This window comes from Mycobacterium sp. NGS29 (genome assembly GCF_059812965.1).
This window is the reverse complement of record NZ_JCALDR010000008.1, coordinates 25,116-50,029: the sequence shown is the minus strand read 5'-3', so window position 1 is coordinate 50,029 and position 24,914 is coordinate 25,116. Positions and strand designations below refer to the sequence as shown.

Below are 24,914 nucleotides of genomic sequence, written 5' to 3'. Positions count from 1 at the left end.
CCAAACGCCACGGCAGCAAACACTTTTCGCGCACGAGCCGAATCCGTTGCGCAACTTTGAGGCGTCAGCCCCTTGCTGTGCCAGTGCTCTAGTAGTACAAAGGAGACACGGCAGCCCGGTGAGGCCAAGGTCGATCCGGAAGAGAAGGTTCGATCTCCCGACCCGGGCACCCAGCACGGTTCCCGGCACCCACGCGGAGTCATAGCCGCGATAATGGCAGAAGTGTTGCGGGCCTGCGTAATTGCGAAGATGGAATGCCGCGACGGCCCTTTGGGTGGGGCTGCAGCAGGAAGTGTCGCAAACGCGCCGAGGCCACCCACGCAGCCCACATAATGCACGCTTGGTAACCGAGAACCGTGTTGGCGGGCGGCGATTCGAAATCTTCGTGTCGCCGCCCGCTTCGCATTTGTCGCAGGGTTATTTCGGCGGGCCGCCGGTTACTGATTCAGCAATAATCAGCGCCTCCTGCGCACCGGCTCTGATCGCCCGGCAACACAGCACCAACCACGCCGCGACTCCGTCGGGCGAGCCCGAGGCGAACTTCAGCGCGGCGTCCCGGTACGCGGCGGACTGCCGCATCCAGTTCACCTCCGGCACTCCCAGCCCGTGCGGATCGAGCCCCCGTGCGATCGTCACCAACCGCGACACCGCGCGGGCCACCACCCCGTCACCGCTGCCGAATGGCTTGAGCGTCAACAACTCCCCGTGCGCCACCGCAGCAACTACGGCCGCCGATGCTGCTGTCGGGCGAGTCACCAGGTCGGCCAGCAACTCGAGGCGCGGACCGATCTCCGGATCGGTCCGCGGCCGGCCGAGCCGGTCGGCGTCGACCTGGTCGGCGGCGGCAAGCATGTGCAATCGGGCCAGTGCCTGCAGCGGCGCCTTCTGCCAGACCGCGATCAGCGGGCCGCTGCCACCTTCCAGCGCCTGGGCCACCCGCAGCGCACCGCCGAACACGGGATCACTGACGCCACCGTGCTGGGTGGCGGCCTCCGCCACGTCGTCCAGGCGCACCGGCCCGCCGTCGAGCACCGACGACGCCCGTGCCGCGCGCAACGACGCCTCGGCGGCGGTCACCGGCCAGCCGCGCAGGTTGGCCCGGTGCCGGTGCGCCCGACCCAGCGCCTCACGCGCCCGGTCGCTGGCTTCGGCGACACCGGGCAGGTCCATCAGCGGAGCCAGCGGGTCGGTCACAGAGAGCCAAACTAGCGGGACGCCGCCGGGGCGCCGGGGATGGCCTCCAACAACTGCCGGGTGTAGTCGTGCTGTGGCGCGGTGAAAACCTGTTCAGTGGCGGCGTGTTCGACCACCCGCCCGTCCCGCATCACCAGCACGTCGTCGGAGATCTGGCGGATCACCGCCAGATCGTGGCTGATGAACAGATACGTCAGGCCCAGCTCGGCCTGCAGTTCGGCCAGCAGGTTCAGGATCTGCGCCTGCACCAGCACGTCGAGCGCGGAGACCGCCTCGTCGCACACCAACACATCGGGCCGCAGCGCCAGCGCCCGCGCGATCGCCACCCGTTGCCGTTGCCCGCCGGACAGTTCGCGGGGCAGCCGGTCAAGCACCGAGGACGGCAGCGCCACCTGGTCGAGCAATTCGCGCACCGCCCGCCGACGCTGGGCACGGTCGCCGACCCGGTGGATCCGCAGTGGCTCCTCCACCGCGCGGGCCACCGAGTACATCGGGTCCAGGCTGCTGTAGGGATTCTGGAAGACCGGCTGCACCCGACGGCGAAACGCCAATTCTGCGCGGCGGTCCAGCGTGGTGACATCGGTCCCGTCGAAAACCACGCTGCCCGACGTCGGCCGCAACAGGCCCAGCACCATCCGCGCCAGCGTCGACTTGCCCGACCCCGACTCGCCGACCACGGCCAGGGTGCCGGCCCGGGCCAGCCGGAACGAGACGGCGTCGACGGCGCGAAATTCCGCGCGACGCCACGGCACGCCGGGTGATTCGCGGTAGGTCTTGGTCAACTCCGACACGACGAGGATGTCCGCGGAACCCCCAGCGTGCTCGGTCGCCGTCGCTGCTACCCGTTCCCGAATCTGGGCTGAGCGCTTGTCCCGAGCCCGCAGCGACGGCGCGGCGGCCACCAGCCGACGCGTGTACTCGTGTTGCGGGTGGCGCAGAATCTCCTGCGCTGCACCGGATTCAACCACGACACCACGATGCACCACGATCACGGATTCGGCCCGCTGCGCCGCCAGTGCCAGGTCGTGGGTGATCAGCAGCAGCGCAGTCCCCAGTTCGTCGGTGAGGTGGCCGAGATGATCGAGGACCTGGCGTTGCACGGTGACGTCCAGCGCCGACGTCGGTTCGTCGGCGATCAGCAGCCGCGGCCGGCCGGCGAGTCCGATCGCGATCAGCGCGCGCTGGCACATCCCGCCGGACAGCTGGTGTGGATACCGGCCGGCCTGCCGGGCCGGGTCGCGCATCCCCGCCTCGGCGAGCAGCTCAACCGCGCGCCGTCGCGCCGCGCGGCCATCGGCATTGGCCCGCAACGCTTCTCGAACCTGAAAGCCGACTTTCCAGACCGGGTTGAGGTTGGTCATCGGATCCTGGGGCACGTATCCGATCTCCCGGCCGCGGATGCTGCGCATCGCGCGTTCACCGGCCCGGGTGATGTCGCGGCCGTCGAAAACGATGCGGCCGGCGGTGATTCGGCCACCCGGTGCGAGCAGTCCCAGGACGGCCGCTGCCGCGGTGGACTTGCCCGACCCCGATTCCCCCACGACCGCGACGGTCTGCCCGGGCAGCACCGAGAAAGACATCCCGCGGACCGCCTGCTGGTCCCCGAAGCTGACCTCCAGACCCGCTACCGACAGCAGCGCGCTCATGCCCGCCACGCCTTGGATGCCGGATCCAGACCGTCGCGCAGCGCGTCCCCCATGACCATGAACGCCAGCACCGTGATCGCCAGCGCGCCGGCGGGATAGAACAGGATGGGTGAACCGGCCCGCAGCCGCATCTGCGCCACGTTGATGTCCCCACCCCAGGAGACCACCGACGGCGGTAACCCGACACCGAGGTAGGACAACGTCGCCTCGGTCACGATGAAGGCGCCCAAGGCGATGGTGGCCACCGCGATGACGGGGCCTATCGCGTTCGGCACCGCATGCCGGAGCAGGATACGAAACCTGCCCAGCCCCAATGCTTTCGCCGCCAGCACGTAATCGCTGCCCCGTACCTGGAGAATCGAGCTGCGCGCGATCCTGGCCACCTGCGGCCAGCCGAACAACGCCAGGATGGCGATCACCGTCCACACCGTTCGGTGCCGCAGCACCTGCATGAGCACAATGGCGGCCAACAGCAGCGGCAACCCGAAGAACACGTCGGTCAGACGGGACACCACCGCGTCGAGCCAGCCACCGTAAAAGCCGGCCAGGGCGCCCAACACCCCGCCGACGACGAACACGGCCATCGTTGCGCCGAGCCCGACCATCACCGACGCCCGGGCGCCATAGATGGTGCGCGCGTAGATGTCATGGCCCTGCAGGTCCGTGCCGAACCAGTGCGCGGCCGACGGGGGCAGCAGGCTCTGACCCGGGTCGGCGTAGGTGGGGTCGGCCCCGGTGAACAACGACGGAAACGCCGCTACGAGCAGGATCAGCACGATCATTGCCGCAGCGATGACGAACTTGGGTCGCCTATACATACCGGATCCTGGGATCCAGCGCGGCGTAGAGCAGATCCACCAGCAGATTGCTCACCAGGTAGATCAGCACCAGCACCGTGACGATCGACACCACTGTAGGCGCCTCCTGCCTGGTGACCGCCTGATACAGCACACCGCCGACGCCGTGGATGTTGAAAATCCCTTCGGTCACTATGGCGCCACCCATCAGCGCGCCCAGGTCGGCACCCAGGAACGTCACCACCGGGATCAGCGAATTGCGCAGGATGTGCACGGTGACCACCCGCGACCGCGACAACCCCTTGGCGGTGGCGGTGCGCACATAGTCGGCGTGGGCATTGGCGGCCACTGCGGAGCGGGTCAGCCGCACCACGTAGGCGAAGGACACCAGACCCAGAACGATGCCGGGCAGCAGCAGCCGGTCGAAGCTGGCCCGTCCCCCGACCGTGACGGGCGCCCACCCCAGCCGGACCCCGAACACGAACTGCGCCAGGAAGCCCAACACGAAAATCGGGATCGCGATGATGACCAGTCCGGCGACCAGCACCGTGGCATCGAAGACACCGCCCTGGCGCAGTCCGGCGATCACGCCGAACCCGATCCCCAGCACCGCCTCCACCACCAGAGCGATCAGCGCCAGCCGTATCGTCACCGGAAAGGCATGTGCCAGAACGGCGCTGACCGGAAGACCGGAGTACGCGCGGCCCAGATCGCCGTGCAGCAGGCCACCCAGGTAGCGCAGGTACTGCACCAGGAACGGGTCGTCGAGGTGGTATTGGGCGCGTAGTTGCGCGGCGACCGCCGGGCTCAGCGGCCGGTCGCCGGCGATGGCGGCCACCGGATCGCCGGGCAGCAGGAACACCATGCCGTAGATCAGCAGGGTGGCGCCCAGGAAAACCGGCACCATCACCGCGATCCGGCGCAGCACATACCAGCCCATGTCAGCCCTTGTGCAGGTTCTCGTAGTCGGGCAGACCGTTCCAGGTGGGCTGCACATTGCTCACCTGAGCCGACCAACCGATCACACTGATGTAGTACCACAGCGGAATGGCAGGCATGTCGCGCAACAGAATTCGCTGTGCGATGTTGACCCGCAGATCGGCCTCGTGCACGTCGGGCGCCGCTTCGGCGGCGGCCAGCGCGGCGTCGAACTCCCGACTGGAGTACCCCACATCGTTGGAACCGGCGCCGGTGGCGTAGAGCGGTGCGAGGAATTCGATCATCGACGGGTAGTCCCCGATCCAGCCGGCTCGGAAGGCCGTATTGATGGTCCGGTTGGTGATTTGGGTGCGGAACCCGGCGAACGTGGGCTGTGGCGCCCCGGCCGCGTCAATACCGAGCACGTTCTTGATGCTGTTGGCCACCGCGTCCACCCACTCCTGATGACCGCTGTCGGCGTTGTAGGCGATCGCGTACCGTCCCGTCCACGGCGAGATGGCATTGGCCTGTGCCCAGAGTCGCTGCGCGCGAGCAGGATTGAAGTCCAACGCATCGCTTCCCGGAATGTTCGGGTCGAACCCCGGCAGCGAGCTGGCAGTGAAATCCCTTGCCGGCTGCCGTGTTCCGCTGAATATCTGTTGGCAGATCTGCGGGCGGTTGATGGCCGCCGACAGGGCCAGTCGGCGCAACCGGCCCTCCTCGCCGCCGAAGTGGGGCAACCGCAGCGGTGTGTCCACCGACTGGCTGACCGCGACCGGCGCCTTGCCGGCATTGCCACCCAGGTCGCGCTGATAGATAGGCAACGCGCTGGACGGAATCGTATCCAGCACATCCAGATTGCCCGACAGCAGGTCGGCGTACGCGGTGTCCAGGTTGGCGTAGAACTCGAACCGCAGACCTTTGTTGTGCGGCTTGCGGTTGCCGTGGTAGTCGGGGTTGGGCACCAGGTCGATCTTGACGTTGTGTTCCCATGCCGGCCCGTCGGCACTGTCGGCGAGCCGGTAAGGCCCGTTGCCGACCGGGCTGCGGCCGAATGCCGCCATGTCGCGAAATGCCATGGGCGGCAACGGGTAGAAGGCGCTGTGCCCCAGGCTCATGATGAAGTCGATGGTCGGTGCCTGCAGCCGGACGGTGAACTCGAGATCGTTGACGACGCGCAGCCCGGACATGCTGGTAGGCCGGCCGTCCCCGGGTGGGCCGGCCACTTCGTCGTAGCCGGCGATCGGGCTGAAGAAGTTCTGCTGCAGTTGGGCGTTGGCGCTCAACGCCCCGTAGTTCCACGCGTCGACGAACGAATGAGCGGTGACCGGCGAGCCGTCGGTGAACTTCCATCCCGGTTTGAGCACAATGCGGTAGTTGATGTTGTCGGTGCTCTCGATCGACTCGGCCACCTCCGGGGATGGCCGGCCCGCCGCGTCGTACGACATCAGGCCCGCGAACAACCGGTCGATGATGCGGCCGCCGTTGGAGTCGTTGGTGCCGGTCGGGATCAGCGGGTTGGGTGGCTCGGCACCATTGACCACCACCACCTCGGGTGTCAGCATGCCGCCGCCACAGCCCGCCAAGTGAGCAGACACCAGCAGGGCGGCCAGCGCGGCCCGCATCCGACGCATGACAGCGACCCTAATAGGCTCGCTACGTGACAGACGCCACCGCCGAAGGCCCGTCTACTTACCCACCGCCCGAGCACTTCGTCGACCAGGCCAACGCCCGCGCGGAGCTCTACGAGAAGGCCGCCGAAGACCGCCTGGCGTTCTGGGCCGAACAGGCCGACCGGCTGGCCTGGGAGACGCCGTTCACCGAGGTGCTGGACTGGTCGGACGCGCCGTTCGCCAAGTGGTTCGTCGGAGGCAAGCTCAACGTCGCCTACAACTGTGTGGATCGCCATGTCGAAGCCGGCCACGGCGACCGGGTCGCGTTCCACTGGGAAGGCGAGCCCGACGACCACCGGCGCACCTTCACCTACGCGGACCTGCAGACAGAAGTGTGCAAGGCGGCCAACGCGCTGACCGACCTCGGCCTGGTGGCCGGGGACCGGGTGGCCATCTACCTACCGCTGATCCCCGAGGCGGTGATCGCGATGCTGGCCTGCGCCCGACTGGGCGTCATGCACACCGTGGTGTTTGGCGGCTTCACCGCGCACGCGCTGCAGGCCCGGATCGCCGACGCCGACGCCAAGCTGTTGATCACCGCCGACGGCCAGTTCCGCCGCGGCAAGCCCGCACCGCTGAAAGAGGCCGCCGACGAGGCGGTCTCGGTCGACGGCAGCCCGGTCGAGCACGTGCTGGTGGTGCGGCGCACCGGGGTCGACGTGTCCTGGGACGACGACCGCGATCTGTGGTGGCACGATGTCGTCGACGCGGCCGCCCCGGAGCACGTGGCCGAGGCCTTCGATGCCGAGCAGCCGTTGTTCCTGCTCTACACCTCGGGCACCACCGGCAAGCCCAAAGGGATCGTGCACACCAGCGGCGGTTACCTGACCCAGTGCGCCTACACCATGCACGCGATCTTCGACGTCAAGCCGGACAGCGACGTGTTCTGGTGCACCGCCGACATCGGCTGGGTCACCGGACACACCTACGGCGTCTACGGGCCGCTGTCCAGCGGCATCACCGAGGTGCTCTACGAGGGCACCCCGAACACCCCGAGCCAGCACCGGCATTTCGAGATCATCGAAAGATACGGCGTCACAATCTATTACACGGCTCCTACGCTGATCCGCACGTTCATGAAGTGGGGGCGGGAGATTCCGGACGCGCATGACCTGTCCAGCGTGCGACTGCTGGGCACGGTCGGCGAGATCATCAATCCCGAAGCCTGGCGCTGGTACCGCGACGTGATCGGCGGCGGGCGGGTGCCGGTGGTCGACACCTGGTGGCAGACCGAGACCGGTGCGGCGATGATCTCCCCGCTGCCCGGCGTGGCCGCCGCGAAACCAGGTTCGGCGATGGCGGCGCTGCCGGGCATCTCGGCGAAGATCGTCGACGACCACGGCGAACCGCTACCTCCCGACAAGGAGGGGGAAGAGCACGTCACCGGTTACCTCGTTCTGGACCAGCCGTGGCCGGGGATGTTGCGCGGTATCTGGGGCGACCCGGAGCGGTACCAGAAGACCTACTGGTCCAAGTACGCCGAGCACGGCTACTACTTCGCCGGCGACGGCGCCCGGTTCGACCCCGACGGCGACATCTGGGTCCTGGGCCGCATCGACGACGTGATGAACATATCCGGGCACCGGATCTCCACCGCCGAGGTGGAGTCCGCGCTCGTCGGACATTCCGGGGTGGCCGAGGCCGCGGTGGTGGGGGTCACCGACGACACCACCGGCCAGGCCATCTGCGCGTTCGTCGTGCTGCGGGAAGACTACGAAGCCAGTGACCGTACCGTCGAGGATCTACGCGGCGAGGTCGCCCACGAGATCTCCCCGATCGCCAAGCCGCGCGAGGTCCACATCGTGCCCGAGCTGCCCAAGACCCGCAGCGGCAAGATCATGCGGCGACTGTTGCGCGACATCGCCGAGAACCGGGAACTGGGCGACACCTCGACGTTGCTGGACCCCGATGTATTCGACGCGATCCGCGAGGCGAAGTAGCTCAGTCGGCGATCGGCACGAATCCTGAACCGGGCCGGTTCTTGGCGTTGATGTCGGCCAGGTCGGCATTGATCGACATCACCACCGCGGGCGTGTGGAGCGGGATGTACTTGGTGACACAGGTGGGCAGATTGTCGCTGAAAGCGCCGTGAATCATCCCGACCAGCATGTTGTCCACCGTCACCGGCGCACCGGAATCCCCCGGTCCACCGCAGACCTGCATCAGGATGGTGCCTGGGTCCTGCCCGGGTCCCCAGGTCACCCCGCACGAGTTGCCGGTGGTGCGGCCCTGCTTGCAGGCGACCTGACCGGCCGTTGGTTCGGGGCCGATGCCGTTGACGGCAAAGCCGTTGAAGTTCGCCACCGGCGTCACCTTGGCCGGATCGAACCTGATCACCGCGTAGTCCAGACCGTCGTTGCCGGCGACCATGGTGCCCACCTGGCCCCGGTTCTCGGCCCCCTCGGCGGCGACCGGCGCGCCGGGACCCCCGCAGTGCGCGGAGCTGAACCCGATGAGGTCGCCGAACTTGTCGTGCCCGATGGCGGTCAGCGTGCACAGGGTGCCGGTGTTGACGACGATGCCCGCACCGGCGCCGAGCGGGACTTTGTCGTCGGCGGCCGCGGTGCTGACGGGCAGGATCAGAAGGCCCAGGAACGCGGCCATCACCGCCGCGACCCGGAGGGGCTTTCGGCCGCTGGGCGCCTTCTGCAAAGTGATACTCCCGTCAGGATGGTCGAAAAGAGGAAGAAGATGGATGAGAGGTTCGGAGAACAGTCCGCCCAGTGTATTGGCCGGGTTCGCCGCGGGTTCGGCTGGCCTCGTCGGGCATCGGGCCACATGGCAACATGAACCGCGACGACTGACGCGCCACCGGAGCTGCAGGGGCGTTGCAACGGAGAGGATCGTCTGTGAGCAAACCTGACAAGAACGGTGTGCCCAACACGCTGACCACGATTCCGCTGGCCGACCCGCATGCCAGGGTCGGCGACCCGTCGGTGGGCGACCTCATCAAGGACGTCACGACGCAGATGTCGACGCTGGTGCGCGCCGAGGTGGAATTGGCCCGCGCCGAGATCACCCGGGATGTCAAGAAAGGGCTGACCGGCAGCGTCTTCTTCATCTCCGCGCTGGTCATCTTGTTCTACTCCACCTTCTTCTTGTTCTTCTTCCTCGCCGAACTCCTCGACACCTGGCTGTGGCGCTGGGCGGCGTTCCTGATCGTCTTCGCGATCATGGTGGTGGTCACCGCCGTGCTCGCGCTGTTCGGTTTCCTCAAGGTTCGCCGAATCCGCGGCCCGCAGCAGACCATCGAATCGGTGAAAGAGGCGCGCACCGCCTTCACTCCGGGGCACGACAAGAACCTTGCCGCGGCACCGCAGTCCAAGGCGATCACGGCCGACGCCAAGACGCCCGCCGATCCCTCGGGTTGGTAGATGGCGGCTCCCGATCCGTCGATGGTCCGGATCGACGGGCCGTGGCGGCATCTGGACGTGCATGCCAACGGCATCCGGTTCCACGTCGTGGAGGCTGACGCCGGCATACCGGCCACCGGGCGGCCGCTGGTGATCCTGCTGCACGGCTTCGGCTCGTTCTGGTGGTCCTGGCGGCACCAACTGCGGGACTTGACCGGCGCGCGGGTGGTCGCGGTCGACCTGCGCGGATACGGCGGTAGCGACAAGCCGCCCCGCGGCTACGACGGCTGGACGTTGGCCGGCGATACGGCGGGTCTCATCCGGGCGCTCGGCCACTCTTCGGCGACGCTGATCGGCCACGCCGACGGCGGACTGGCCTGCTGGGCCACCGCGCTGCTGCACTCGCGGCTGGTGCGCGCCATCGGTCTGATCAGCTCGCCCCACCCGGCCGCCCTGCGCCGCTCCACGCTGGCCCGGCGCGACCAGGGTCGCGCGCTGCTGCCCACCCTGCTGCGGTATCAGGCGCCGTGGTGGCCCGAGCGGTCGCTCACCAAACACAACGGTGCCGAGATCGAGCGCCTGGTCCGCAGCCGCAGCAGCTCTCCATGGGTTGCCTCCGCAGATTTTTCCCAGACCATCGGGTATCTGCGCACCGCCATCCGGATCCCGGGGGCCGCGCACTGCGCGCTGGAATATCAGCGCTGGGCGGTACGCAGCCAGTTGCGCAGCGAGGGACACCGCTTCATCAAATCGATGGTCGCCCCGCTCGCTGTCCCGCTACTGCACATCCGCGGCGACGCCGACCCCTATGTGCTGGCCGCCCCGGTGGAACGCACCCAGCGCTACGCGCCGCACGGCCGCTACATCTCGGTCACCGGCGCCGGGCATTTCAGCCACGAAGAGGCGCCGCGGGAAGTCACCCGACACCTCATGCGGTTCCTCGATCAGGTGCACCGGGTCAGTTGACGCAGGCTCCGGTGGCCACCGGCTGGCTCGCGCCGATCCTGCCCAGCTGACTGCGCACCTCATCGGCAGTCAAGACGAATCCGGTGTCGGCGTCGTCGACGGCCGCGCCGAACACCACGCCGAGCACGTTGCCGTCGAGGTCGACCAGCGGCCCACCCGAATCGCCCTGTTCCACATTGGCCCGGATGGTGTAGACATCCCGGGTGACCGGCTGTGGGCTGCGGTAGATGTCCGGTCCGCTGAGCTTGATCCGCTCGCGGATCCGGGCCGGGGAAGCGGTGAAGTTGCCACCACCCGGATAACCCAGTACCACCACGTCGGTGCCGGTCTTGGCGGGGGAGTACTCGAAGACCAGCGGCGTGGCCTGCAGGCCCGGCACCGCGAGGATGGCGATGTCCACCGCCGAGTCGTAGGACACCACGGTGGCATCGAGGGTCTTGCCGTTGGCCTGGATCGAGACGCTGTTGGACCCCGCGACCACGTGCGCGTTCGTCATCACCCGTTCCGGGGAGATCACGAATCCGGTGCCTTCGAGCACTTTCTGGCAGCTCTGCGCGATGCTGCGGATCTTGACGACGCTGGGCGCGACGGCGGCCACCACCGGGTTGTTGGCCAGCGCCGGATCCGGGGAGGCGACCGGGATGACCGGGGTGCGGCTGAAGGGTTCCAGCACCGCGGGCAGCCCGGAGGTGTTCAGCAGGCCCGAGAGCCGTTGCCGCAGCGGCTGTTTCAGCCACGACGGGGCCACGTCATTGACCGTGGCGAGCACCTGCGAACCCTTCACCGCGGCGGCGAGTTCGGGCTGGTCCTTGGACTGCGTCAGCGGGGTGGCCAGCAACCAGGCCGCGGTCAACACCACCTGGAGCTGGATAGCTACGCCGATCACCGAGTCGATGGTGCGGATCGGCTTGTTGCGGATCGCCCCGCGCACCGCGCGTCCCAGCACCACGCCGGCGACCTCACCGACTACCACCAGCGCCAGGATCAGGAACAGCGCGGCGAACAACTTCGCCCGCGGCGCGGCGATATGGCTGACGATGTGCGGCGCCAGCAGCACCCCGGCGACCGCGCCCAGCAAGACACCCGCGAACGACAGCACCGACCCCAGCGCGCCGGACCGCCACCCGGAGATCGCTGCGATCAGAGCCACCGCCAGGATCGCGATGTCCAGCCACTGCGACGGGCTCATCGAGTTCACCGCAACCCACCCCTGTTCGTCGGGGTTTGCGCCGCAGGGTCGCCCACCAGCACCATCGCCTCGTCCAGCTCGCGGATGTCGTTGGTGTCCCAGGGCTGTGCCCAACCGGCGACGTCGAGAATGGCAGCAATCACCTGGCCAGTGAATCCCCACACCAGCATCTGGTTCAACAGAAACGCCGGACCGGCCCAGCGCCTGCCCAAGGTGCCGCGGTACACCATCAGCCTGTTCTCCGGATTGATGAAGGCCCGCACCGGCACCCGCGCCACGATCGCCGTCTCGGCGTCGTTGACGACGGTGACCGGACCGGGATCCGGTGAATAGGCCAGCACCGGCACGACATGAAAATTCGACGGCGCGATGAACGTCCGCTCCATCGTCGCCAGCGCGTGCAGCCGGCCGACGTCGATCCCGGTCTCCTCGCGTGCCTCGCGCAGCGCGGTGGCGACGGGTCCGTCGTCGCCGGGGTCGGACGCACCGCCGGGAAACGCGGCCTGCCCGGCGTGGTGACGCAGTGTGGCGGCGCGCACCGTCAGCAGCAGGTCGGCGTCATCGGGCACGCGACCGTCCGCCGGGCCGTCCTGCGGCCCGGAGAACAGCACCAGCACCGCGGCGTCCCGGCCGGTACGGCGCAACGACGATACCGATCTGGCCGCGGTCACCATGGCCAGCACGTCGGCCGGCAGGCGGCGCCGGTAGGCGTCGGGAATCTGGTCGACGTTGTCGACCAGCGGTCGTAACCAGGGCGGGCCGATATCGGGAGTCAGAGGAGTCGCAGCACTCACCGGCGTCTCCCTCCTGTCTCGACAGCCCGGCTCGCTCACCCCGCCCCGTCTCCGATCACGGCCGCGATCTCCTCAGCGCTGCCGAACGCCCGCGGCAGGGTTTGGGCAACGCTACCGTCCGGCCGCAGCACCACCGTCGCAGGCATCACGTTAACAACCCGCAGCGCAGCCGCCACTTTGCGGCGACCGTCCTGCAGGGTCGGCAACCGCACGCCGAGTTCGGTCAACCGCAGCAGCGCGGCTGTCTCGTTCTCGTCCTGATGCACCGTCACCACGGTGACGTCGGAACCGACCCGGCGCTGATATTCGGCCATCGCGGGCAGTTCGGCAGTGCACGGCGCACACCAGTACGCCCACAGGTTGAGCACCACCCGCCGGCCGGTCAACGCTCTGCCCAGGTCCACGGCCGCACCGTCGGCCGCGCACTCCACCACGACGCCCCGCAAGGCGCCCTCGCCCTCCCCCGGTCCCGGCCCCGGGCAGGCCGGCAGTCCGGCGCGCCGGCGTGGGCCGGCCAGCGCTGCGGGGGTGTCGGCGTCGCGGTGTTCACGCTGCACCGGCGCCTGCGTGTGCGCCGGCGGCACCGGCTCCCCGCGCAGTTCGGCCACGAAAGCGACCACCAGCGCGACCACCAACACCAGGACCGCGATCGTCCAGCGAGCCGTGCCGGAAAGTGCTTTCATCCGGGCGGGTTACAACCCGGCCAGGGCCAGCAGGTGGTCGGTTTCGGGTCCTTGGACCAGCGGCGCGGCCAGCAGTGGCTCGGTCGGACCAAGCCCGTAGGAGGGACAGTCCTTGGCCAGCACGCAGACTCCACAGGCCGGTTTGCGGGCGTGGCACACCCGGCGGCCGTGGAAAATCACCCGGTGACTGAGCAATGTCCATTCCTTGCGCTCGATCAGCTCACCAACGGCGCGCTCGACCTTGACCGGGTCCTCTTCCTCGGTCCATCGCCACCGGCGCACCAACCGCCCGAAATGGGTGTCGACGGTGATGCCGGGAATGCCGAAGGCGTTGCCCAGGATGACGTTGGCCGTCTTGCGGCCCACCCCGGGCAATGTCACCAGTTCGTCCATCGTCCGCGGCACCTCGCCGTCGAACCGCTCGACCAGGGCCTGCCCCAGCCCGATCAGCGACGACGCCTTGTTGCGGAAGAAGCCGGTGGGATGGATCAACGTCTCCAATTCGGCGCGGTCGGCCTGCGCGTAATCTAGCGCCGTGCGGTACTTGGCGAACACCGCCGGGGTGGTCAGATTCACCCGCTTGTCGGTGCTCTGCGCCGACAAGACGGTAGCCACCGCCAGTTCCAGCGGCGACGTGAAATCCAGTTCGCAGTAGACGTGCGGAAACGCTTGCGCCAGAGTGCGATTCATCCGCCGCGCCCGTCGCACCAGACCCGTCCGGGTCTCATTGGACCAGCGCTTGGACGCCTTCGCCGCTGTCACCTACGACAGAGTACTTATTTCGTGATCTGACTGAGACCCCGCCTTGATCGAAGTCCGTGTTTACTCTCCCTTGTGTTGTGGTTGCTGGTGGCCTGCATTCCCGGGTTGCTGATGCTGGCGGCGCTCGGGCTCGGGCGGCTGGAGAAGACCCTTGCCCACGACGCCGTCAGCAGCACGGACGTCGCCGCATTCCGGGAGCAGGCCGAGGCGGTCGACGTGCACACCCTGGCCCGCGAGGGCATGCCCGAGGCCCTGGAGTATCTGCACCGCCGTCATGCTCTGGGACTTGCCGCCGCACCCCAGTCCCGGTTGCTGACCGGGCGCCATCACGCCGAGACATTCTTCGTTGCCGACGTCGTCGGACGAATCGAGACGGGACTCCCCACCCGCATCCGACACGTCAATCGTGTGTAGCGTTGGCAGGCCGCACAGATTGGCCTACCTTTAGAATCGTGTCGGCCGTCACAGGTTGGCCTGCCCGTATCAACTTCGTCACCAACTGAAGAGGCAAGAAGAGGCAACGTGGACGAGATCCTGGCAAGGGCAGGAATCTTCCAAGGGGTTGAGGCCAGCGCGGTCGCCGCGTTGACCAAGCAACTGCAGCCCGTTGATTTCCCCCGTGGACACACGGTTTTCGCTGAAGGCGAGCCGGGTGACCGGCTGTACATCATCGTCGCCGGCAAAGTGAAGATCGGTCGCCGGTCCCCGGACGGCCGGGAGAACCTGCTGACCATCATGGGACCGTCGGACATGTTCGGCGAGCTGTCGATCTTCGACCCGGGCCCCCGGACGTCGAGTGCGACGACGATCACCGAGGTGCGCGCGGTCTCGATGGACCGCGACGCGTTGCGGGCCTGGATCGCTGACCGCCCGGAGATCGCCGAGCAGCTGTTGCGGGTGTTGGCACGGCGGTTGCGCCGCACCAACAACAACCTGGCCGACCTGATCTTCACCGACGTGCCCGGCCGGGTGGCCAAGCAGCTGCTGCAGCTGGCGCAGCGGTTCGGCACCCAGGAGGGTGGCGCGATGCGGGTCACCCACGATCTGACCCAGGAGGAGATCGCCCAGCTGGTGGGCGCCTCCCGGGAGACCGTCAATAAGGCGCTGGCCGATTTCGCGCACCGCGGCTGGATTCGCCTGGAGGGCAAGAGCGTCCTCATCTCGGACTCCGAACGTCTGGCCCGCCGGGCTCGCTAACCGGACTCTGCGCGCAGGTAGTCCAATTGCACCTGCACCGACCACTCGGCCGCGTCCCAGAGCTTCTCGTCGACGTCGGTGTAGACGTGTTCGACGACCTGCCGGGCAGTCGCGTCGTCGCCCAGCGCGCGCAATGCGGCGCGCACCTGCTCGAGCCGCTCGTGCCGGTGGACCAGGTAGTCGTGCGTGACGGCGGTCAGATCGCCGAGGTCGGGCCCGTGCCCGGGCAACACCGTGCGCCGGCCGAGTCCGCGCAATCGCTGCAGTGACTCGAGGTAGTCGGTCAGATTTCCGTCTTCGGAGTCCATCACGGTGGTGCCGCGACCCAGCACCGTGTCGGCGGTCAAAACCGCGTCGTCGAGGATGAAGGACAGTGAGTCGGCGGTATGGCCGGGAGTGGCCATCACCTTGATCGTCAGGCCGGCGGCGTCGATCACCTCGCCGTCGGTGAGATGACCGCCGAGTCCGCGCAGGAACCCGCTGCCCGCCGACCGCACGGTCGCCCCGGTCAGCTCGACCAGCTTGTCGATGCCGTCGGTGTGGTCCGGGTGGCGGTGGCTGATCAGGACCAGGCTGATGCGGCCGAGCGCCGCCACCCGCGCGATGTGCTCGTCGTCGTCGGGCCCGGGGTCCACGATCACCAACTCGTCGCTGCGCGGGCCGCGCAGCACCCAGGTGTTGGTGCCGTCCAGGGTCATCAGACCCGGGTTGTCGGCGAGCAGCACCGAGGCAGTCTCAGTGACCGCCCGCAGCTGACCATAGGCGGGATGCGTCAACGCCGACTCAGTCACGGCCCGTTACCCGACCTCCACGATCAGCTCCACTTCCACCGGCGCGCCCAGGGGCAATTCGGCTACGCCCACTGCCGAACGCGCGTGCACGCCGCTGTCCCCGAAAACCTCGGCGAGCAATTCCGACGCGCCGTTGACCACACCCGGCTGACCGTGGAAACCCGGCGCGGACGCGACGAATCCGACCACCTTGACCACCTTGGTCACCGAGTCCAGGCCCACCAGCGAATCCACCGCGGCCAGAGCGTTGAGCGCGCAGATCCGCGCCAGGCTCTTGCCGACGTCCGGGGTGATGTCGCTGCCGACCGCGCCGGTGGCGGGCAGCTTACCGTCGACCAACGGCAGTTGGCCGGCGGTGTAGACCAGGTTGCCGGTGCGCACCGCGGGAACGTAGGCCGCCAGCGGCGCGGCCACTTGGGGCAGCGTGATGCCCAGCTCCGCGAGCCGGGCAGTGACGCTCACTTGGGGCGTTTGAGATAGGCGACGTGCTGTTCGCCGGTGGGACCTGGCAGCACCGCAACCAGCTCCCAACCGTCGGCGCCCCACTGGTCGAGAATCTGCTTGGTGGCGTGGGTGAGCAGCGGAATCGTCGCGTACTCCCATGTCGTGGGTTGGGTCATGACGCGAGCTTATCGGCCGGTGTTGACCAGCTCCGGCCAGCCCGCTGGCCGGCCGAACCGGTAGGGCTAGCATGCGATGGTGGCAAACACATCGAGCGGCGGTAACTCCGTCGGGTGGCCGTCGCGGCTGTCGAAGGCCCGGCTGCATTTCGTGACGGGCAAGGGCGGCACGGGGAAGTCGACGATCGCGGCCGCGCTGGCACTGACGCTGGCGGCCGGCGGCCGCAAAGTCTTGTTGGTGGAAGTCGAAGGCCGCCAAGGGATTGCGCAACTCTTCGACGTACCGCCGCTGCCATACCAGGAAGTCAAGATCGCCACCGCCGAACGTGGCGGGCAGGTCAACGCGCTGGCGATCGAGCTCGAGGCCGCGTTCCTGGAGTACCTGGACATGTTCTACAACCTGGGACTGGCCGGCCGGGCGATGCGCAGGATCGGTGCCATCGAGTTCGCCACCACCATCGCACCCGGTCTGCGCGACGTGTTGCTCACCGGCAAGATCAAAGAAACGGTCATCCGGCTGGACAAGAACAAGCGGCCGCTCTACGACGCGATCGTCGTCGATGCGCCCCCGACCGGTCGGATCGCCCGCTTTCTGGACGTCACCAAAGCGGTCTCCGACCTCGCCAAGGGCGGCCCGGTGCACTCGCAGGCCGAAGGCGTGGTCAGACTGCTGCACTCCGACCAGACCGCCATCCACCTGGTGACGTTGCTGGAGGCGCTGCCGGTGCAGGAGACGCTGGAAGCGATCGAGGAACTCGCCGAGATGCAGTTGCCCATCGGCAGCGTCATCGTGAACCGCAACATTCCGGCCTACCTCGACTCCGGCGACCTGGCCAAGGCCGCCGAAGGTGTCGTCGACGCGGACTCGGTCCGCGCCGGGCTGGCGACGGCCGGCATCGAATTGGACGACAACGACTTCGCCGGCCTGCTGACCGAGACCATCCAACACGCCACCCGGATCGCCGCGCGCGCCGAGACCGCACAACAGCTCGACGCGCTGCAGGTGCCGAGGCTGGAATTGCCGACCATCTCCGACGGCGTCGATCTGGGCAGCCTGTACGAGCTTTCCGAAGCGCTTGCCCACCAGGGGGTTCGATGACTACGACGCAGTCCCATAAGCCGGAAACCCTTGACATGGCGGCTCTTTTGGCCGACACGTCCAACCGGGTCGTGGTGTGCTGCGGTGCGGGCGGTGTGGGCAAGACCACGACTGCCGCAGCCATCGCGCTGCGGGCAGCCGAATATGGCCGCACCGTAGTGGTTTTGACGATCGACCCGGCCAAACGCCTCGCACAAGCGTTGGGGGTCAACGACCTTGGGAATACGCCGCAGCGGGTACCGCTGGCACCCGAGGTCCCCGGGGAGTTGCACGCGATGATGCTGGACATGCGCCGCACCTTCGACGAGATGGTGATGCAGTACTCGGGTTCCGAACGGGCGCAATCGATTCTGGACAATCAGTTCTATCAGACCGTCGCGACCTCACTGGCCGGCACGCAGGAATACATGGCCATGGAGAAACTGGGCCAGCTGCTGGCTCAGGACCGGTGGGACCTGGTGGTCGTGGACACTCCCCCGTCGCGCAACGCGCTGGATTTCCTGGATGCCCCCAAGCGGCTGGGCAGTTTCATGGACAGTCGGCTGTGGCGCCTGCTGCTCGCGCCCGGACGGGGTCTCGGTCGCCTGGTGACGGGTGCCATGGGCCTGGCCATGAAGGCGATGTCGACGATCCTGGGTTCGCAGATGCTCGGGGACGCGGCAGCGTTCGTGCAATCGTTGGACGCGACATTCGGCGGTTTCCGCGAGAAGGCGGACCGCACCTATGCGTTGCTGAAACGGCGCGGCACCCAGTTCGTGGTCGTGTCGGCCGCCGAGCCGGACGCGCTGCGCGAGGCGTCGTTCTTCGTGGACCGGCTGTCCGAGGAGTCCATGCCGCTGGCGGGCCTGGTGTTGAACCGCACCCACCCGATGCTGTGTTCGTTGCCGGCCGAACGGGCCATCGATGCCATCCAAAAGTTAGCGGCCGAGACCGATTCGGAAGCCTCCTCGCTGGCCGCCGCCGTGCTGCAGATTCACGCCGACCGGGCGCAGACCGCCAAGCGGGAGATTCGACTGCTGTCGCGGTTCACCGGCGCCAACCCGCATGTGCCCGTCATCGGGGTGCCGTCGCTGCCGTTCGACGTCTCCGACCTCGAAGCGCTGCGCGCTCTGGCCGACCAGATCACCTCGACCGCATAACCAGCGGCGATACCCCGCCTGGGCGATTTATTTGACGCCGTTATAACGGCAGTAGTTACCATTTGCCCCATCAGTAACGCTCAATAGCAGCTTGACCTGCGCAAATAAGCATCGTTTCATGGTGCTATCAACTAACTTGTAACACTTTCGTCATGATGAAGGCTTGCCGTAGCGTCGGTCCGCGCTGGGCTGCAGGCATGCTGCGCGGGGGCGGAATCAGCGTCCACCCGCTGCGCGTTCGCAGGTTTCCGACTCCGCTGAGTCCAGCGTCCGGCACGGCCCCCACCTGCACCGATATGAGGATAACCGGCCTTTATTTGACGGCCGTTCAACGGATGCACCAAATGCGACCCCGCCCAGGAGGCCGAAAAAGTGCCTTTGAGCTGCGCATATAAGATGAGGGCCGCAGCATACTGAGGCAGGCTGTAACAGAAAAGTAATAGGGAAGGACGTGCCGTGCGGCCCGGGTCAGATGATGCTGCGACGCCTGCGCTTGTCGAAGTAGTCGGACCAGGAGACCACCTCGGGGTGCTGCTTGAGCAGGGCCCGGCGCTGACGTTCGGTCATGCCACCCCACACGCCGAACTCCACCTTGTTGTCCAGGGCGTCTGCACCGCATTCCTGCATCACCGGGCAGTGCCGGCAGATCACCGCAGCCTTGCGCTGGGCGGCCCCCCGCACGAAGAGTTCGTCGGGATCGGTTGCCCGGCACAGTGCCTGCGATACCCAGGCGACGCGGTCATCGGCTTCGACGCTGCGCAGCAGGTTTCCGGTGGACGTGAGGTTCGTCTTACGAGCGCCCGGGCGCGATCCTGACACGAGCTGATCCCTTTCTCCCGGCCGCGAATCGCGACCGCCTCCTCGGGTACCAGCCGATGATGCGATCTGAGCCACACTGCGCATATCGGTGTTACCTGAATCTCAATGCGTATCTAAGTTAGGTGGTCAGGTGCTAATTGCGCAACAGTCCGATAACGGTTTTTCTGGGACGTCCGTGCCGTCTGGATCGTGACGCGGGCCCCGACGGCCGCCGCGGGCCGCCGTTGGGCCCTCTGACCTGTGATATCGCCGCCAGGTCGGCCGGCGACGTGGTGCGAATCCTGTTCAACACCTGCCGAAGAAAGTTTTCCCACCCCGCACGGCGCGGGGACGTGACGCGAGGTCGCTACTGTAGTACGCATGTCCGAGCGCCCCCCGGTCCCGCTGACGCTGCTGAAGCTGGCGGGGTTCTGTGTGCTCGCCAGCGTGGTCGCGACAGCGTTGATGTTCCCCTTCGCCGGCGGCGTCGGGTTGATGTCGAACCGCGCGTCGGAAGTCGTCGCCAACGGATCGGCGCAACTTCTCGAGGGTCAGGTCCCGGCCGTGTCCACGATGGTGGACGCCAAAGGCAACGTCATCGCCTGGCTGTATTCGCAGCGCCGTTTCGAGGTGCCGTCGGACAAGATCGCCAACACCATGAAGCTGGCGATCGTGTCCATCGAGGACAAGCGGTTCGCCGACCACAACGGTGTGGACTGGAAAGGCACGCTGACCGGGCTGGCCGGTTACGCCTCCGGCGACGTCGAGACCCGCGGCGGCTCGACCCTCGAGCAGCAGTACATCAAGAACTACCAATTGCTGGTGACCGCGCAGACCGACGCGGAGAAGCGGGCAGCCGTCGAGACCACCCCGGCGCGCAAGCTGCGCGAGATCCGGATGGCGCTCACGCTGGACAAGACCTTCACCAAGCCGGAGATCCTGACCCGTTACCTGAACCTGGTGTCGTTCGGCAACAACTCGTTCGGCATCCAGGACGCGGCCCAGACCTACTTCGGCGTCAACGCCATCGACCTGAACTGGCAGCAGGCCGCGCTGCTGGCCGGCATGGTGCAGTCGACCAGCTCGCTCAACCCGTACACCAACCCGGAGGGTGCACTGGCCCGGCGCAATCTGGTGCTGGACACCATGATCGAGAACATTCCCAATGAGGCCGATGCGCTACGCGCAGCCAAAGCGCAGCCGTTGGGCGTCCTGCAACAGCCCAAGGAGTTGCCGCGCGGCTGTATCGCGGCCGGCGACCGGGCGTTCTTCTGCGACTATGTGCAGGAATACCTGTCCCGGGCCGGCATCAGTAAGGAACAAGTGGCCCGCGGCGGCTACCTGATCCGCACCACGCTGGATCCGGACGTGCAGATCCCGGTGAAGGCGGCGATCGACAAGTTCGCGCCCCCGACGCTGAGTGGCATTTCGAGCGTGATGAGCGTGATCCTGCCGGGTAAGACGTCGCACAAAGTGGTCGCGATGGCCAGCAACCGCAAGTACGGCCTGGACACCGAGGCCGGCGAAACCATGCGGCCGCAGCCGTTCTCCCTTGTCGGCGACGGCGCCGGGTCGATCTTCAAGCTGTTCACCACAGCGGCCGCGCTCGACATGGGCATGGGCATCAACGCCAATCTGGAGGTCCCCGGCCGGTTCCAGGCCAAGGGCCTGGGCAGCGGGGGTGCCAAGGGCTGCCCCAAGGACACCTGGTGCGTGGTCAACGCCGGCAACTACCGCGGATCGATGAATGTGACCGATGCGCTGGCCACCTCGCCCAATACCGCGTTCGCCAAGTTGATCTCCCAGATCGGGGTGTCCCGCGCGGTGGACATGGCTATCAAACTGGGCCTGCGGTCCTACGCCAACCCCGGCACCGCCCGCGACTACAACCCGGACAGCAACGAAAGTCTGGCCGACTTCGTCAAGCGACAGAACATCGGCTCCTTCACCCTGGGCCCCATCGAGGTCAACGCACTGGAGTTGTCCAACGTCGCGGCGACGCTGGCGTCCGGGGGCATGTGGTGCCCGCCCAGCCCGATCGACAAGCTGATCGACCGCAACGGCAATGAGGTGTCGGTCACTACCGAGACCTGCGAACAGGTGGTCCCCGAGGGGCTGGCCAACACCCTGGCCAATGCGATGAGCAAGGACGCCACCGGCAGCGGTACCGCGGCCGGCTCGGCCGGTGCGGCCGGCTGGAACCTGCCGATGTCCGGTAAGACCGGCACCACCGAAGCCCACCGTTCGTCCGGCTTCGTGGGATTCACCAACCGGTACGCGGCCGCCAATTACATCTACGACGACTCCCCGGCACCAACCGACCTGTGTTCGGCGCCGCTGCGCCATTGCGGCAGCGGTGACCTGTACGGCGGTAACGAGCCGGCGCGAACCTGGTTCACCGCGCTGCAACCGATCGCGAACAACTTCGGTGAGGTGCACCTGCCGCCGACCGATCCGCGTTACCTGGACGGTTCACCGGCCGGGCGGGTGCCCAGTGTGGCCGGCCTGGACGTCGACCAGGCCCGGCAGCGGCTCCGGGACGCCGGTTTCCAGGTCGCCGATCAGCCCACCTCGGTCAACAGCTCCGCCAAGTACGGCGAGGTCGTCGGCACCACGCCCAGCGGCCAGACCATCCCCGGCTCGATCGTGACCATCCAGATCAGCAATGGCGTCCCGCCGGCACCGCCGCCGCCGCCTGAGGGGAGTCTGCCGCCGGAAGTGGTCGGATCGCAGGTGGTCGAGATTCCCGGTCTGCCACCTATCACCATCCCGCTGCTGGCACCGCCCCCGCCGGCGGCGCCGCCACCGCCGTAGCGGCCGGTCGGGCAGTAAACTGCCTGGCATGGCTGACGTCCGTCTGACTGCCCCGCTTCCCACGCTGCTACGCGCCGGCGCCGCCGTCGTCGGCTCGGCGGCTGCCGGAATCGGCTACGCCTCGCTTGTCGAACGCAACGCGTTCGTGCTGCGCGAGGTGACGATTCCGGTGCTGAGCCCAGGTTCCACACCGCTGCGGGTGCTGCACATCAGCGACCTGCACATGACCCCCAATCAGCGGCGCAAACAGGCCTGGGTGCGCGAGCTGGCCAGTTGGGATCCCGACCTGGTGGTCAACACCGGCGACAACCTCGCCCACCCCAAGGCGGTGCCCGCAGTCGTGCAGTCGCTGGGCGATCTGCTGTCCCGGCCCGGCGTGTTCGTCTTCGGCAGCAATGACTACTTCGGTCCCCGGCCGAAGAATCCGGCCAACTACCTGACCAACCCCGGCCACCGCGTCAAGGGTGAGCCACTGCCCTGGCAGGATCTGCGCGCGGCCTTCACCGAACGCGGCTGGCTCGACCTCACCCACACTCGGCGCGAGTTCGAGGCGGCCGGCCTGCATGTCGCGGCCGCAGGCGTCGACGACCCGCACATCGACCGGGACCGCTACGACACCATCGCGGGTCCGGCCAGTCCCGCGGCCAACCTCAAGCTGGGCCTGGTCCACTCACCCGAGCCACGCGTGCTCGATCGCTTCGCCGCCGACGGTTACCAGCTGGTGATGGCCGGACACACCCACGGCGGGCAACTATGCCTGCCGTTCTACGGCGCCATCGTGACCAACTGCGGCCTGGACCGGTCCCGGGCCAAGGGGCCGTCGCAGTGGGGCGCCAACATGCGCCTGCACGTCTCGGCGGGACTCGGCACTTCGCCGTTCGCGCCGGTGCGATTCTGCTGCCGGCCCGAAGCGACCCTGCTGACCCTGATCGCCACCCCGATGGGCGGCCGCGACTCGACCAGCAACCTGGGCCGACAGCCGACTGCTACGTCGGTTCGTTGACCGACCGGACCCGCATCGCGGTCCGAAGTAAATCTCGCAGCTGGACCGACATGCGATCCGGTTGATCGAAGCCGACGCGCGGCGCAGTGCCGACACCCATCTGCTGCGCTATCCGCTGCCCTCGGCGTGGGGTGACGACTCCGGCGTCGCGCTGTATCTCAAAGACGAGACGACCCACATCACCGGCAGCCTCAAACACCGGCTGGCCCGCTCGCTGTTCCTCTACGCGCTGTGCAACGCATGGATCGACGAGGGCACCACCGTGGTCGAGGCCTCGTCGGGTTCCACCGCGGTGTCCGAAGCGTATTTCGCTGCGCTGCTGGGCTTGCCCTTCGTCGCCGTGATGCCGGCCGCCACCAGCACGGCAAAGATCGCGCTGATCGAATCCCAAGGTGGCCGTTGCCATTTCGTGGACAATTCCAGCGAGGTCTACGACGAGGCGGTACGGGTCGCCGCCGAGACCGGCGGCCATTACCTCGACCAGTTCACCAACGCCGAACGCGCTACCGACTGGCGGGGCAACAACAACATCGCCGAATCGATCTATCTGCAAATGCGCGAGGAAACCCACCCGATCCCCACCTGGATCGTGGTGGGCGCCGGCACGGGTGGCACCACCGCGACGATCGGGCGGTACATCCGATATCGCCGGCATTCGACGCGACTGTGCGTCGTCGACCCGGAAAACTCCGCGTTCTTTCCGGCCTTCGCCGAGCAGCGCTACGACGTCGTGACGGGAGCGTCGTCTCGGATCGAGGGCATCGGGCGTCCGCGGGTCGAACCGTCGTTCCTGCCGTCGGTGGTCGACCGGATGGTCGCGGTGCCCGACGCGGCCTCGATAGCCGCCGCGCGACACGTCAGCAGCGTTCTGGGGCGCCGGGTGGGCCCCTCCACGGGAACCAATCTGTGGGGAGCCTTCGGTCTGCTGGCCGAGATGGTGGCCGACGGCCGCGGCGGTTCAGTGGTCACCCTGCTCGCCGACAGCGGCGACCGGTATGCCGACACCTATTTCGACGACGACTGGGTGGTTGCTCAGGGGCTCGATCCCGGCGGCCCCGCCCAGGCTCTGGCCGTCTTCGAGCGCTCCTGCCGGTGGGGCTAGCCACGCGTTTGGCGGTGCCGCCGGACGGTGCGATAGGCTGGCCAAGCTTCAAGCGGGGTGTGGCGCAGCTTGGTAGCGCGCTTCGTTCGGGACGAAGAGGCCGTGGGTTCGAATCCCGCCACCCCGACTCGCTGAAGACAAGCAAGGCCACCGACAGTTTTCACTGTCGGTGGCCTTCGCCGCATTCGGGTGCTAGTACCAGACTTTTCGACCGCCGATGGGGCGACCGACCGCGCCCAGAATCCACAACACCACGCCGACGAGCAACAAGATGCCGCCGATTGTGTAAAGAATGCTGATGCCGGTGAAGTAACCGACCACCAGCAACACGATCCCCAGGATAATCACGTCGCGCCCCTTCTGTTGAACGCTGTCT

At 67.5% G+C, this 24,914-nt stretch carries 24 protein-coding genes, 1 tRNA gene and 1 pseudogene; 11 read left to right on the top strand and 15 right to left on the bottom strand.

The window, feature by feature from the left end:
- Positions 1–417: 417 nt before the first annotated feature.
- Genes AC5Y5Z_RS13255 through AC5Y5Z_RS13235 form a run of 5 tightly spaced genes read right to left on the bottom strand, consistent with a single transcriptional unit; the run spans position 418 to position 6,189 of the window.
- Complete coding sequence (locus tag AC5Y5Z_RS13255; protein ID WP_499925658.1) at positions 418–1,170, bottom strand: Fic family protein; 753 nt, start codon at positions 1,168–1,170, stop codon at positions 418–420.
- Positions 1,171–1,205: 35 nt separating this feature from the next.
- On the bottom strand, positions 1,206–2,840 hold the full coding sequence (locus AC5Y5Z_RS13250) for a dipeptide ABC transporter ATP-binding protein (RefSeq protein WP_499925512.1): 1,635 nt from the start codon (positions 2,838–2,840) through the stop codon (positions 1,206–1,208).
- On the bottom strand, positions 2,837–3,658 hold the full coding sequence (locus AC5Y5Z_RS13245; protein WP_499925510.1) for an ABC transporter permease: 822 nt from the start codon (positions 3,656–3,658) through the stop codon (positions 2,837–2,839). Before AC5Y5Z_RS13245 ends, AC5Y5Z_RS13250 begins: the two co-directional genes overlap by 4 nt.
- Positions 3,651–4,577, bottom strand: a complete 927-nt coding sequence (locus AC5Y5Z_RS13240) for an ABC transporter permease (RefSeq protein WP_463828762.1) — start codon at positions 4,575–4,577, stop codon at positions 3,651–3,653. Before AC5Y5Z_RS13240 ends, AC5Y5Z_RS13245 begins: the two co-directional genes overlap by 8 nt.
- Position 4,578: 1 nt before the next feature.
- Positions 4,579–6,189, bottom strand: coding sequence for a peptide ABC transporter substrate-binding protein (locus tag AC5Y5Z_RS13235; protein ID WP_499925508.1), 1,611 nt, complete (start codon positions 6,187–6,189; stop codon positions 4,579–4,581).
- A 26-nt stretch (positions 6,190–6,215) separates the two neighbouring features.
- Here AC5Y5Z_RS13235 and acs point away from each other — a divergent pair, with 26 nt between their 5' ends.
- Positions 6,216–8,168 (top strand): acetate--CoA ligase, encoded by a 1,953-nt coding sequence (gene acs, locus AC5Y5Z_RS13230; protein WP_473139892.1) that lies wholly within the window; start codon positions 6,216–6,218, stop codon positions 8,166–8,168.
- Between the two features lies 1 nt (position 8,169).
- On the opposite strand, the gene AC5Y5Z_RS13225 is transcribed toward acs, so the two are convergent.
- Entirely contained in the window at positions 8,170–8,832 is a 663-nt protein-coding gene (locus AC5Y5Z_RS13225) for a S1 family peptidase (protein ID WP_463828772.1), read from the bottom strand.
- Positions 8,833–9,077: 245 nt separating this feature from the next.
- Here AC5Y5Z_RS13225 and AC5Y5Z_RS13220 point away from each other — a divergent pair, with 245 nt between their 5' ends.
- Entirely contained in the window at positions 9,078–9,602 is a 525-nt protein-coding gene (locus AC5Y5Z_RS13220) for a phage holin family protein (protein WP_463828759.1), read from the top strand.
- The gene (locus AC5Y5Z_RS13215) at positions 9,603–10,547 is read left to right on the top strand and encodes an alpha/beta fold hydrolase (RefSeq protein ID WP_463828758.1); all 945 of its coding nucleotides are present in this window, start codon (positions 9,603–9,605) and stop codon (positions 10,545–10,547) included.
- On the opposite strand, the gene marP is transcribed toward AC5Y5Z_RS13215, so the two are convergent.
- From marP to nth, 4 genes are read right to left on the bottom strand one after another with little or no spacing between them, the layout of a single operon-like run.
- Positions 10,540–11,736, bottom strand: coding sequence for an acid resistance serine protease MarP (gene marP / locus AC5Y5Z_RS13210; RefSeq protein WP_463828757.1), 1,197 nt, complete (start codon positions 11,734–11,736; stop codon positions 10,540–10,542). The two genes, AC5Y5Z_RS13215 and marP, sit on opposite strands and share 8 nt — an antisense overlap.
- 5 nt (positions 11,737–11,741) lie before the next feature.
- Complete coding sequence (locus AC5Y5Z_RS13205) at positions 11,742–12,569, bottom strand: NUDIX hydrolase (RefSeq protein ID WP_463828756.1); 828 nt, start codon at positions 12,567–12,569, stop codon at positions 11,742–11,744.
- Positions 12,566–13,213 (bottom strand): TlpA family protein disulfide reductase, encoded by a 648-nt coding sequence (locus AC5Y5Z_RS13200; RefSeq protein ID WP_473139893.1) that lies wholly within the window; start codon positions 13,211–13,213, stop codon positions 12,566–12,568. The genes AC5Y5Z_RS13205 and AC5Y5Z_RS13200 overlap by 4 nt, the downstream gene beginning before the upstream one ends.
- Positions 13,214–13,222: 9 nt before the next feature.
- On the bottom strand, positions 13,223–13,903 hold the full coding sequence (nth, locus tag AC5Y5Z_RS13195; protein ID WP_463828771.1) for an endonuclease III: 681 nt from the start codon (positions 13,901–13,903) through the stop codon (positions 13,223–13,225).
- A 183-nt stretch (positions 13,904–14,086) separates the two neighbouring features.
- Between nth and AC5Y5Z_RS13190 the strand changes: the two genes are divergently transcribed.
- Entirely contained in the window at positions 14,087–14,389 is a 303-nt protein-coding gene (locus AC5Y5Z_RS13190) for a hypothetical protein (protein WP_463828770.1), read from the top strand.
- 108 nt (positions 14,390–14,497) lie between these two features.
- Positions 14,498–15,172, top strand: a complete 675-nt coding sequence (crp, locus tag AC5Y5Z_RS13185; RefSeq protein WP_463828754.1) for a cAMP-activated global transcriptional regulator CRP — start codon at positions 14,498–14,500, stop codon at positions 15,170–15,172.
- On the opposite strand, the gene AC5Y5Z_RS13180 is transcribed toward crp, so the two are convergent.
- From AC5Y5Z_RS13180 to sp36, 3 genes are read right to left on the bottom strand one after another with little or no spacing between them, the layout of a single operon-like run.
- Positions 15,169–15,963 (bottom strand): MBL fold metallo-hydrolase, encoded by a 795-nt coding sequence (locus AC5Y5Z_RS13180; protein WP_463828753.1) that lies wholly within the window; start codon positions 15,961–15,963, stop codon positions 15,169–15,171. The genes crp and AC5Y5Z_RS13180 overlap by 4 nt on opposite strands.
- A gap of 6 nt (positions 15,964–15,969) precedes the next feature.
- A complete protein-coding gene (locus AC5Y5Z_RS13175; protein WP_463828752.1) occupies positions 15,970–16,425 on the bottom strand; it encodes a RidA family protein in 456 nt (151 codons plus the stop codon).
- Entirely contained in the window at positions 16,422–16,583 is a 162-nt protein-coding gene (gene sp36, locus AC5Y5Z_RS13170; protein ID WP_120794267.1) for a Sp36 family protein, read from the bottom strand. Before sp36 ends, AC5Y5Z_RS13175 begins: the two co-directional genes overlap by 4 nt.
- Before the next feature lie 76 nt (positions 16,584–16,659).
- Here sp36 and bagA point away from each other — a divergent pair, with 76 nt between their 5' ends.
- Both bagA and bagB read left to right on the top strand, forming a co-directional pair.
- On the top strand, positions 16,660–17,682 hold the full coding sequence (gene bagA, locus AC5Y5Z_RS13165; RefSeq protein WP_463828751.1) for an ATPase BagA: 1,023 nt from the start codon (positions 16,660–16,662) through the stop codon (positions 17,680–17,682).
- Positions 17,679–18,821, top strand: coding sequence for an ATPase BagB (gene bagB, locus AC5Y5Z_RS13160; RefSeq protein ID WP_463828750.1), 1,143 nt, complete (start codon positions 17,679–17,681; stop codon positions 18,819–18,821). The genes bagA and bagB overlap by 4 nt, the downstream gene beginning before the upstream one ends.
- Positions 18,822–19,289: 468 nt before the next feature.
- On the opposite strand, the gene AC5Y5Z_RS13155 is transcribed toward bagB, so the two are convergent.
- Positions 19,290–19,640, bottom strand: a complete 351-nt coding sequence (locus AC5Y5Z_RS13155; protein ID WP_463828749.1) for a WhiB family transcriptional regulator — start codon at positions 19,638–19,640, stop codon at positions 19,290–19,292.
- 360 nt (positions 19,641–20,000) lie between these two features.
- Between AC5Y5Z_RS13155 and ponA2 the strand changes: the two genes are divergently transcribed.
- From ponA2 to AC5Y5Z_RS13135, 4 genes and pseudogenes are all read left to right on the top strand, one after another.
- A complete protein-coding gene (gene ponA2 / locus AC5Y5Z_RS13150; protein ID WP_463828748.1) occupies positions 20,001–22,433 on the top strand; it encodes a transglycosylase/D,D-transpeptidase PonA2 in 2,433 nt (810 codons plus the stop codon).
- A gap of 43 nt (positions 22,434–22,476) precedes the next feature.
- Positions 22,477–23,436, top strand: coding sequence for a metallophosphoesterase (locus AC5Y5Z_RS13145; protein WP_463828769.1), 960 nt, complete (start codon positions 22,477–22,479; stop codon positions 23,434–23,436).
- Positions 23,433–24,538, top strand: a pseudogene (gene cds1, locus AC5Y5Z_RS13140) (L-cysteine desulfhydrase Cds1). Before AC5Y5Z_RS13145 ends, cds1 begins: the two are co-directional and overlap by 4 nt.
- 53 nt (positions 24,539–24,591) lie before the next feature.
- Positions 24,592–24,665: transfer RNA gene (locus AC5Y5Z_RS13135), tRNA-Pro, on the top strand.
- A 65-nt stretch (positions 24,666–24,730) separates the two neighbouring features.
- On the opposite strand, the gene AC5Y5Z_RS13130 is transcribed toward AC5Y5Z_RS13135, so the two are convergent.
- Complete coding sequence (locus tag AC5Y5Z_RS13130) at positions 24,731–24,886, bottom strand: hypothetical protein (RefSeq protein ID WP_463828746.1); 156 nt, start codon at positions 24,884–24,886, stop codon at positions 24,731–24,733.
- Between the last annotated feature and the right edge of the window lie 28 nt (positions 24,887–24,914).

What these genes read in the sequence shown, in the direction of transcription:
- AC5Y5Z_RS13255 (WP_499925658.1), bottom strand. Translation starts at nt 1,170, where the DNA reads ATGGACCTGCCCGGTGTCGCCGAAGCCAGCGACCGGGCGCGTGAGGCG.
- AC5Y5Z_RS13250 (WP_499925512.1), bottom strand. Translation starts at nt 2,840, where the DNA reads ATGAGCGCGCTGCTGTCGGTAGCGGGTCTGGAGGTCAGCTTCGGGGAC.
- AC5Y5Z_RS13245 (WP_499925510.1), bottom strand. Translation starts at nt 3,658, where the DNA reads ATGTATAGGCGACCCAAGTTCGTCATCGCTGCGGCAATGATCGTGCTG.
- AC5Y5Z_RS13240 (WP_463828762.1), bottom strand. Translation starts at nt 4,577, where the DNA reads ATGGGCTGGTATGTGCTGCGCCGGATCGCGGTGATGGTGCCGGTTTTC.
- AC5Y5Z_RS13235 (WP_499925508.1), bottom strand. Translation starts at nt 6,189, where the DNA reads ATGCGTCGGATGCGGGCCGCGCTGGCCGCCCTGCTGGTGTCTGCTCAC.
- AC5Y5Z_RS13225 (WP_463828772.1), bottom strand. Translation starts at nt 8,832, where the DNA reads ATGGCCGCGTTCCTGGGCCTTCTGATCCTGCCCGTCAGCACCGCGGCC.
- AC5Y5Z_RS13215 (WP_463828758.1), top strand. Translation starts at nt 9,603, where the DNA reads ATGGCGGCTCCCGATCCGTCGATGGTCCGGATCGACGGGCCGTGGCGG.
- marP (WP_463828757.1), bottom strand. Translation starts at nt 11,736, where the DNA reads ATGAGCCCGTCGCAGTGGCTGGACATCGCGATCCTGGCGGTGGCTCTG.
- AC5Y5Z_RS13200 (WP_473139893.1), bottom strand. Translation starts at nt 13,213, where the DNA reads ATGAAAGCACTTTCCGGCACGGCTCGCTGGACGATCGCGGTCCTGGTG.
- nth (WP_463828771.1), bottom strand. Translation starts at nt 13,903, where the DNA reads ATGAATCGCACTCTGGCGCAAGCGTTTCCGCACGTCTACTGCGAACTG.
- AC5Y5Z_RS13190 (WP_463828770.1), top strand. Translation starts at nt 14,087, where the DNA reads ATGCTGGCGGCGCTCGGGCTCGGGCGGCTGGAGAAGACCCTTGCCCAC.
- sp36 (WP_120794267.1), bottom strand. Translation starts at nt 16,583, where the DNA reads ATGACCCAACCCACGACATGGGAGTACGCGACGATTCCGCTGCTCACC.
- bagA (WP_463828751.1), top strand. Translation starts at nt 16,660, where the DNA reads ATGGTGGCAAACACATCGAGCGGCGGTAACTCCGTCGGGTGGCCGTCG.
- bagB (WP_463828750.1), top strand. Translation starts at nt 17,679, where the DNA reads ATGACTACGACGCAGTCCCATAAGCCGGAAACCCTTGACATGGCGGCT.
- ponA2 (WP_463828748.1), top strand. Translation starts at nt 20,001, where the DNA reads ATGTCCGAGCGCCCCCCGGTCCCGCTGACGCTGCTGAAGCTGGCGGGG.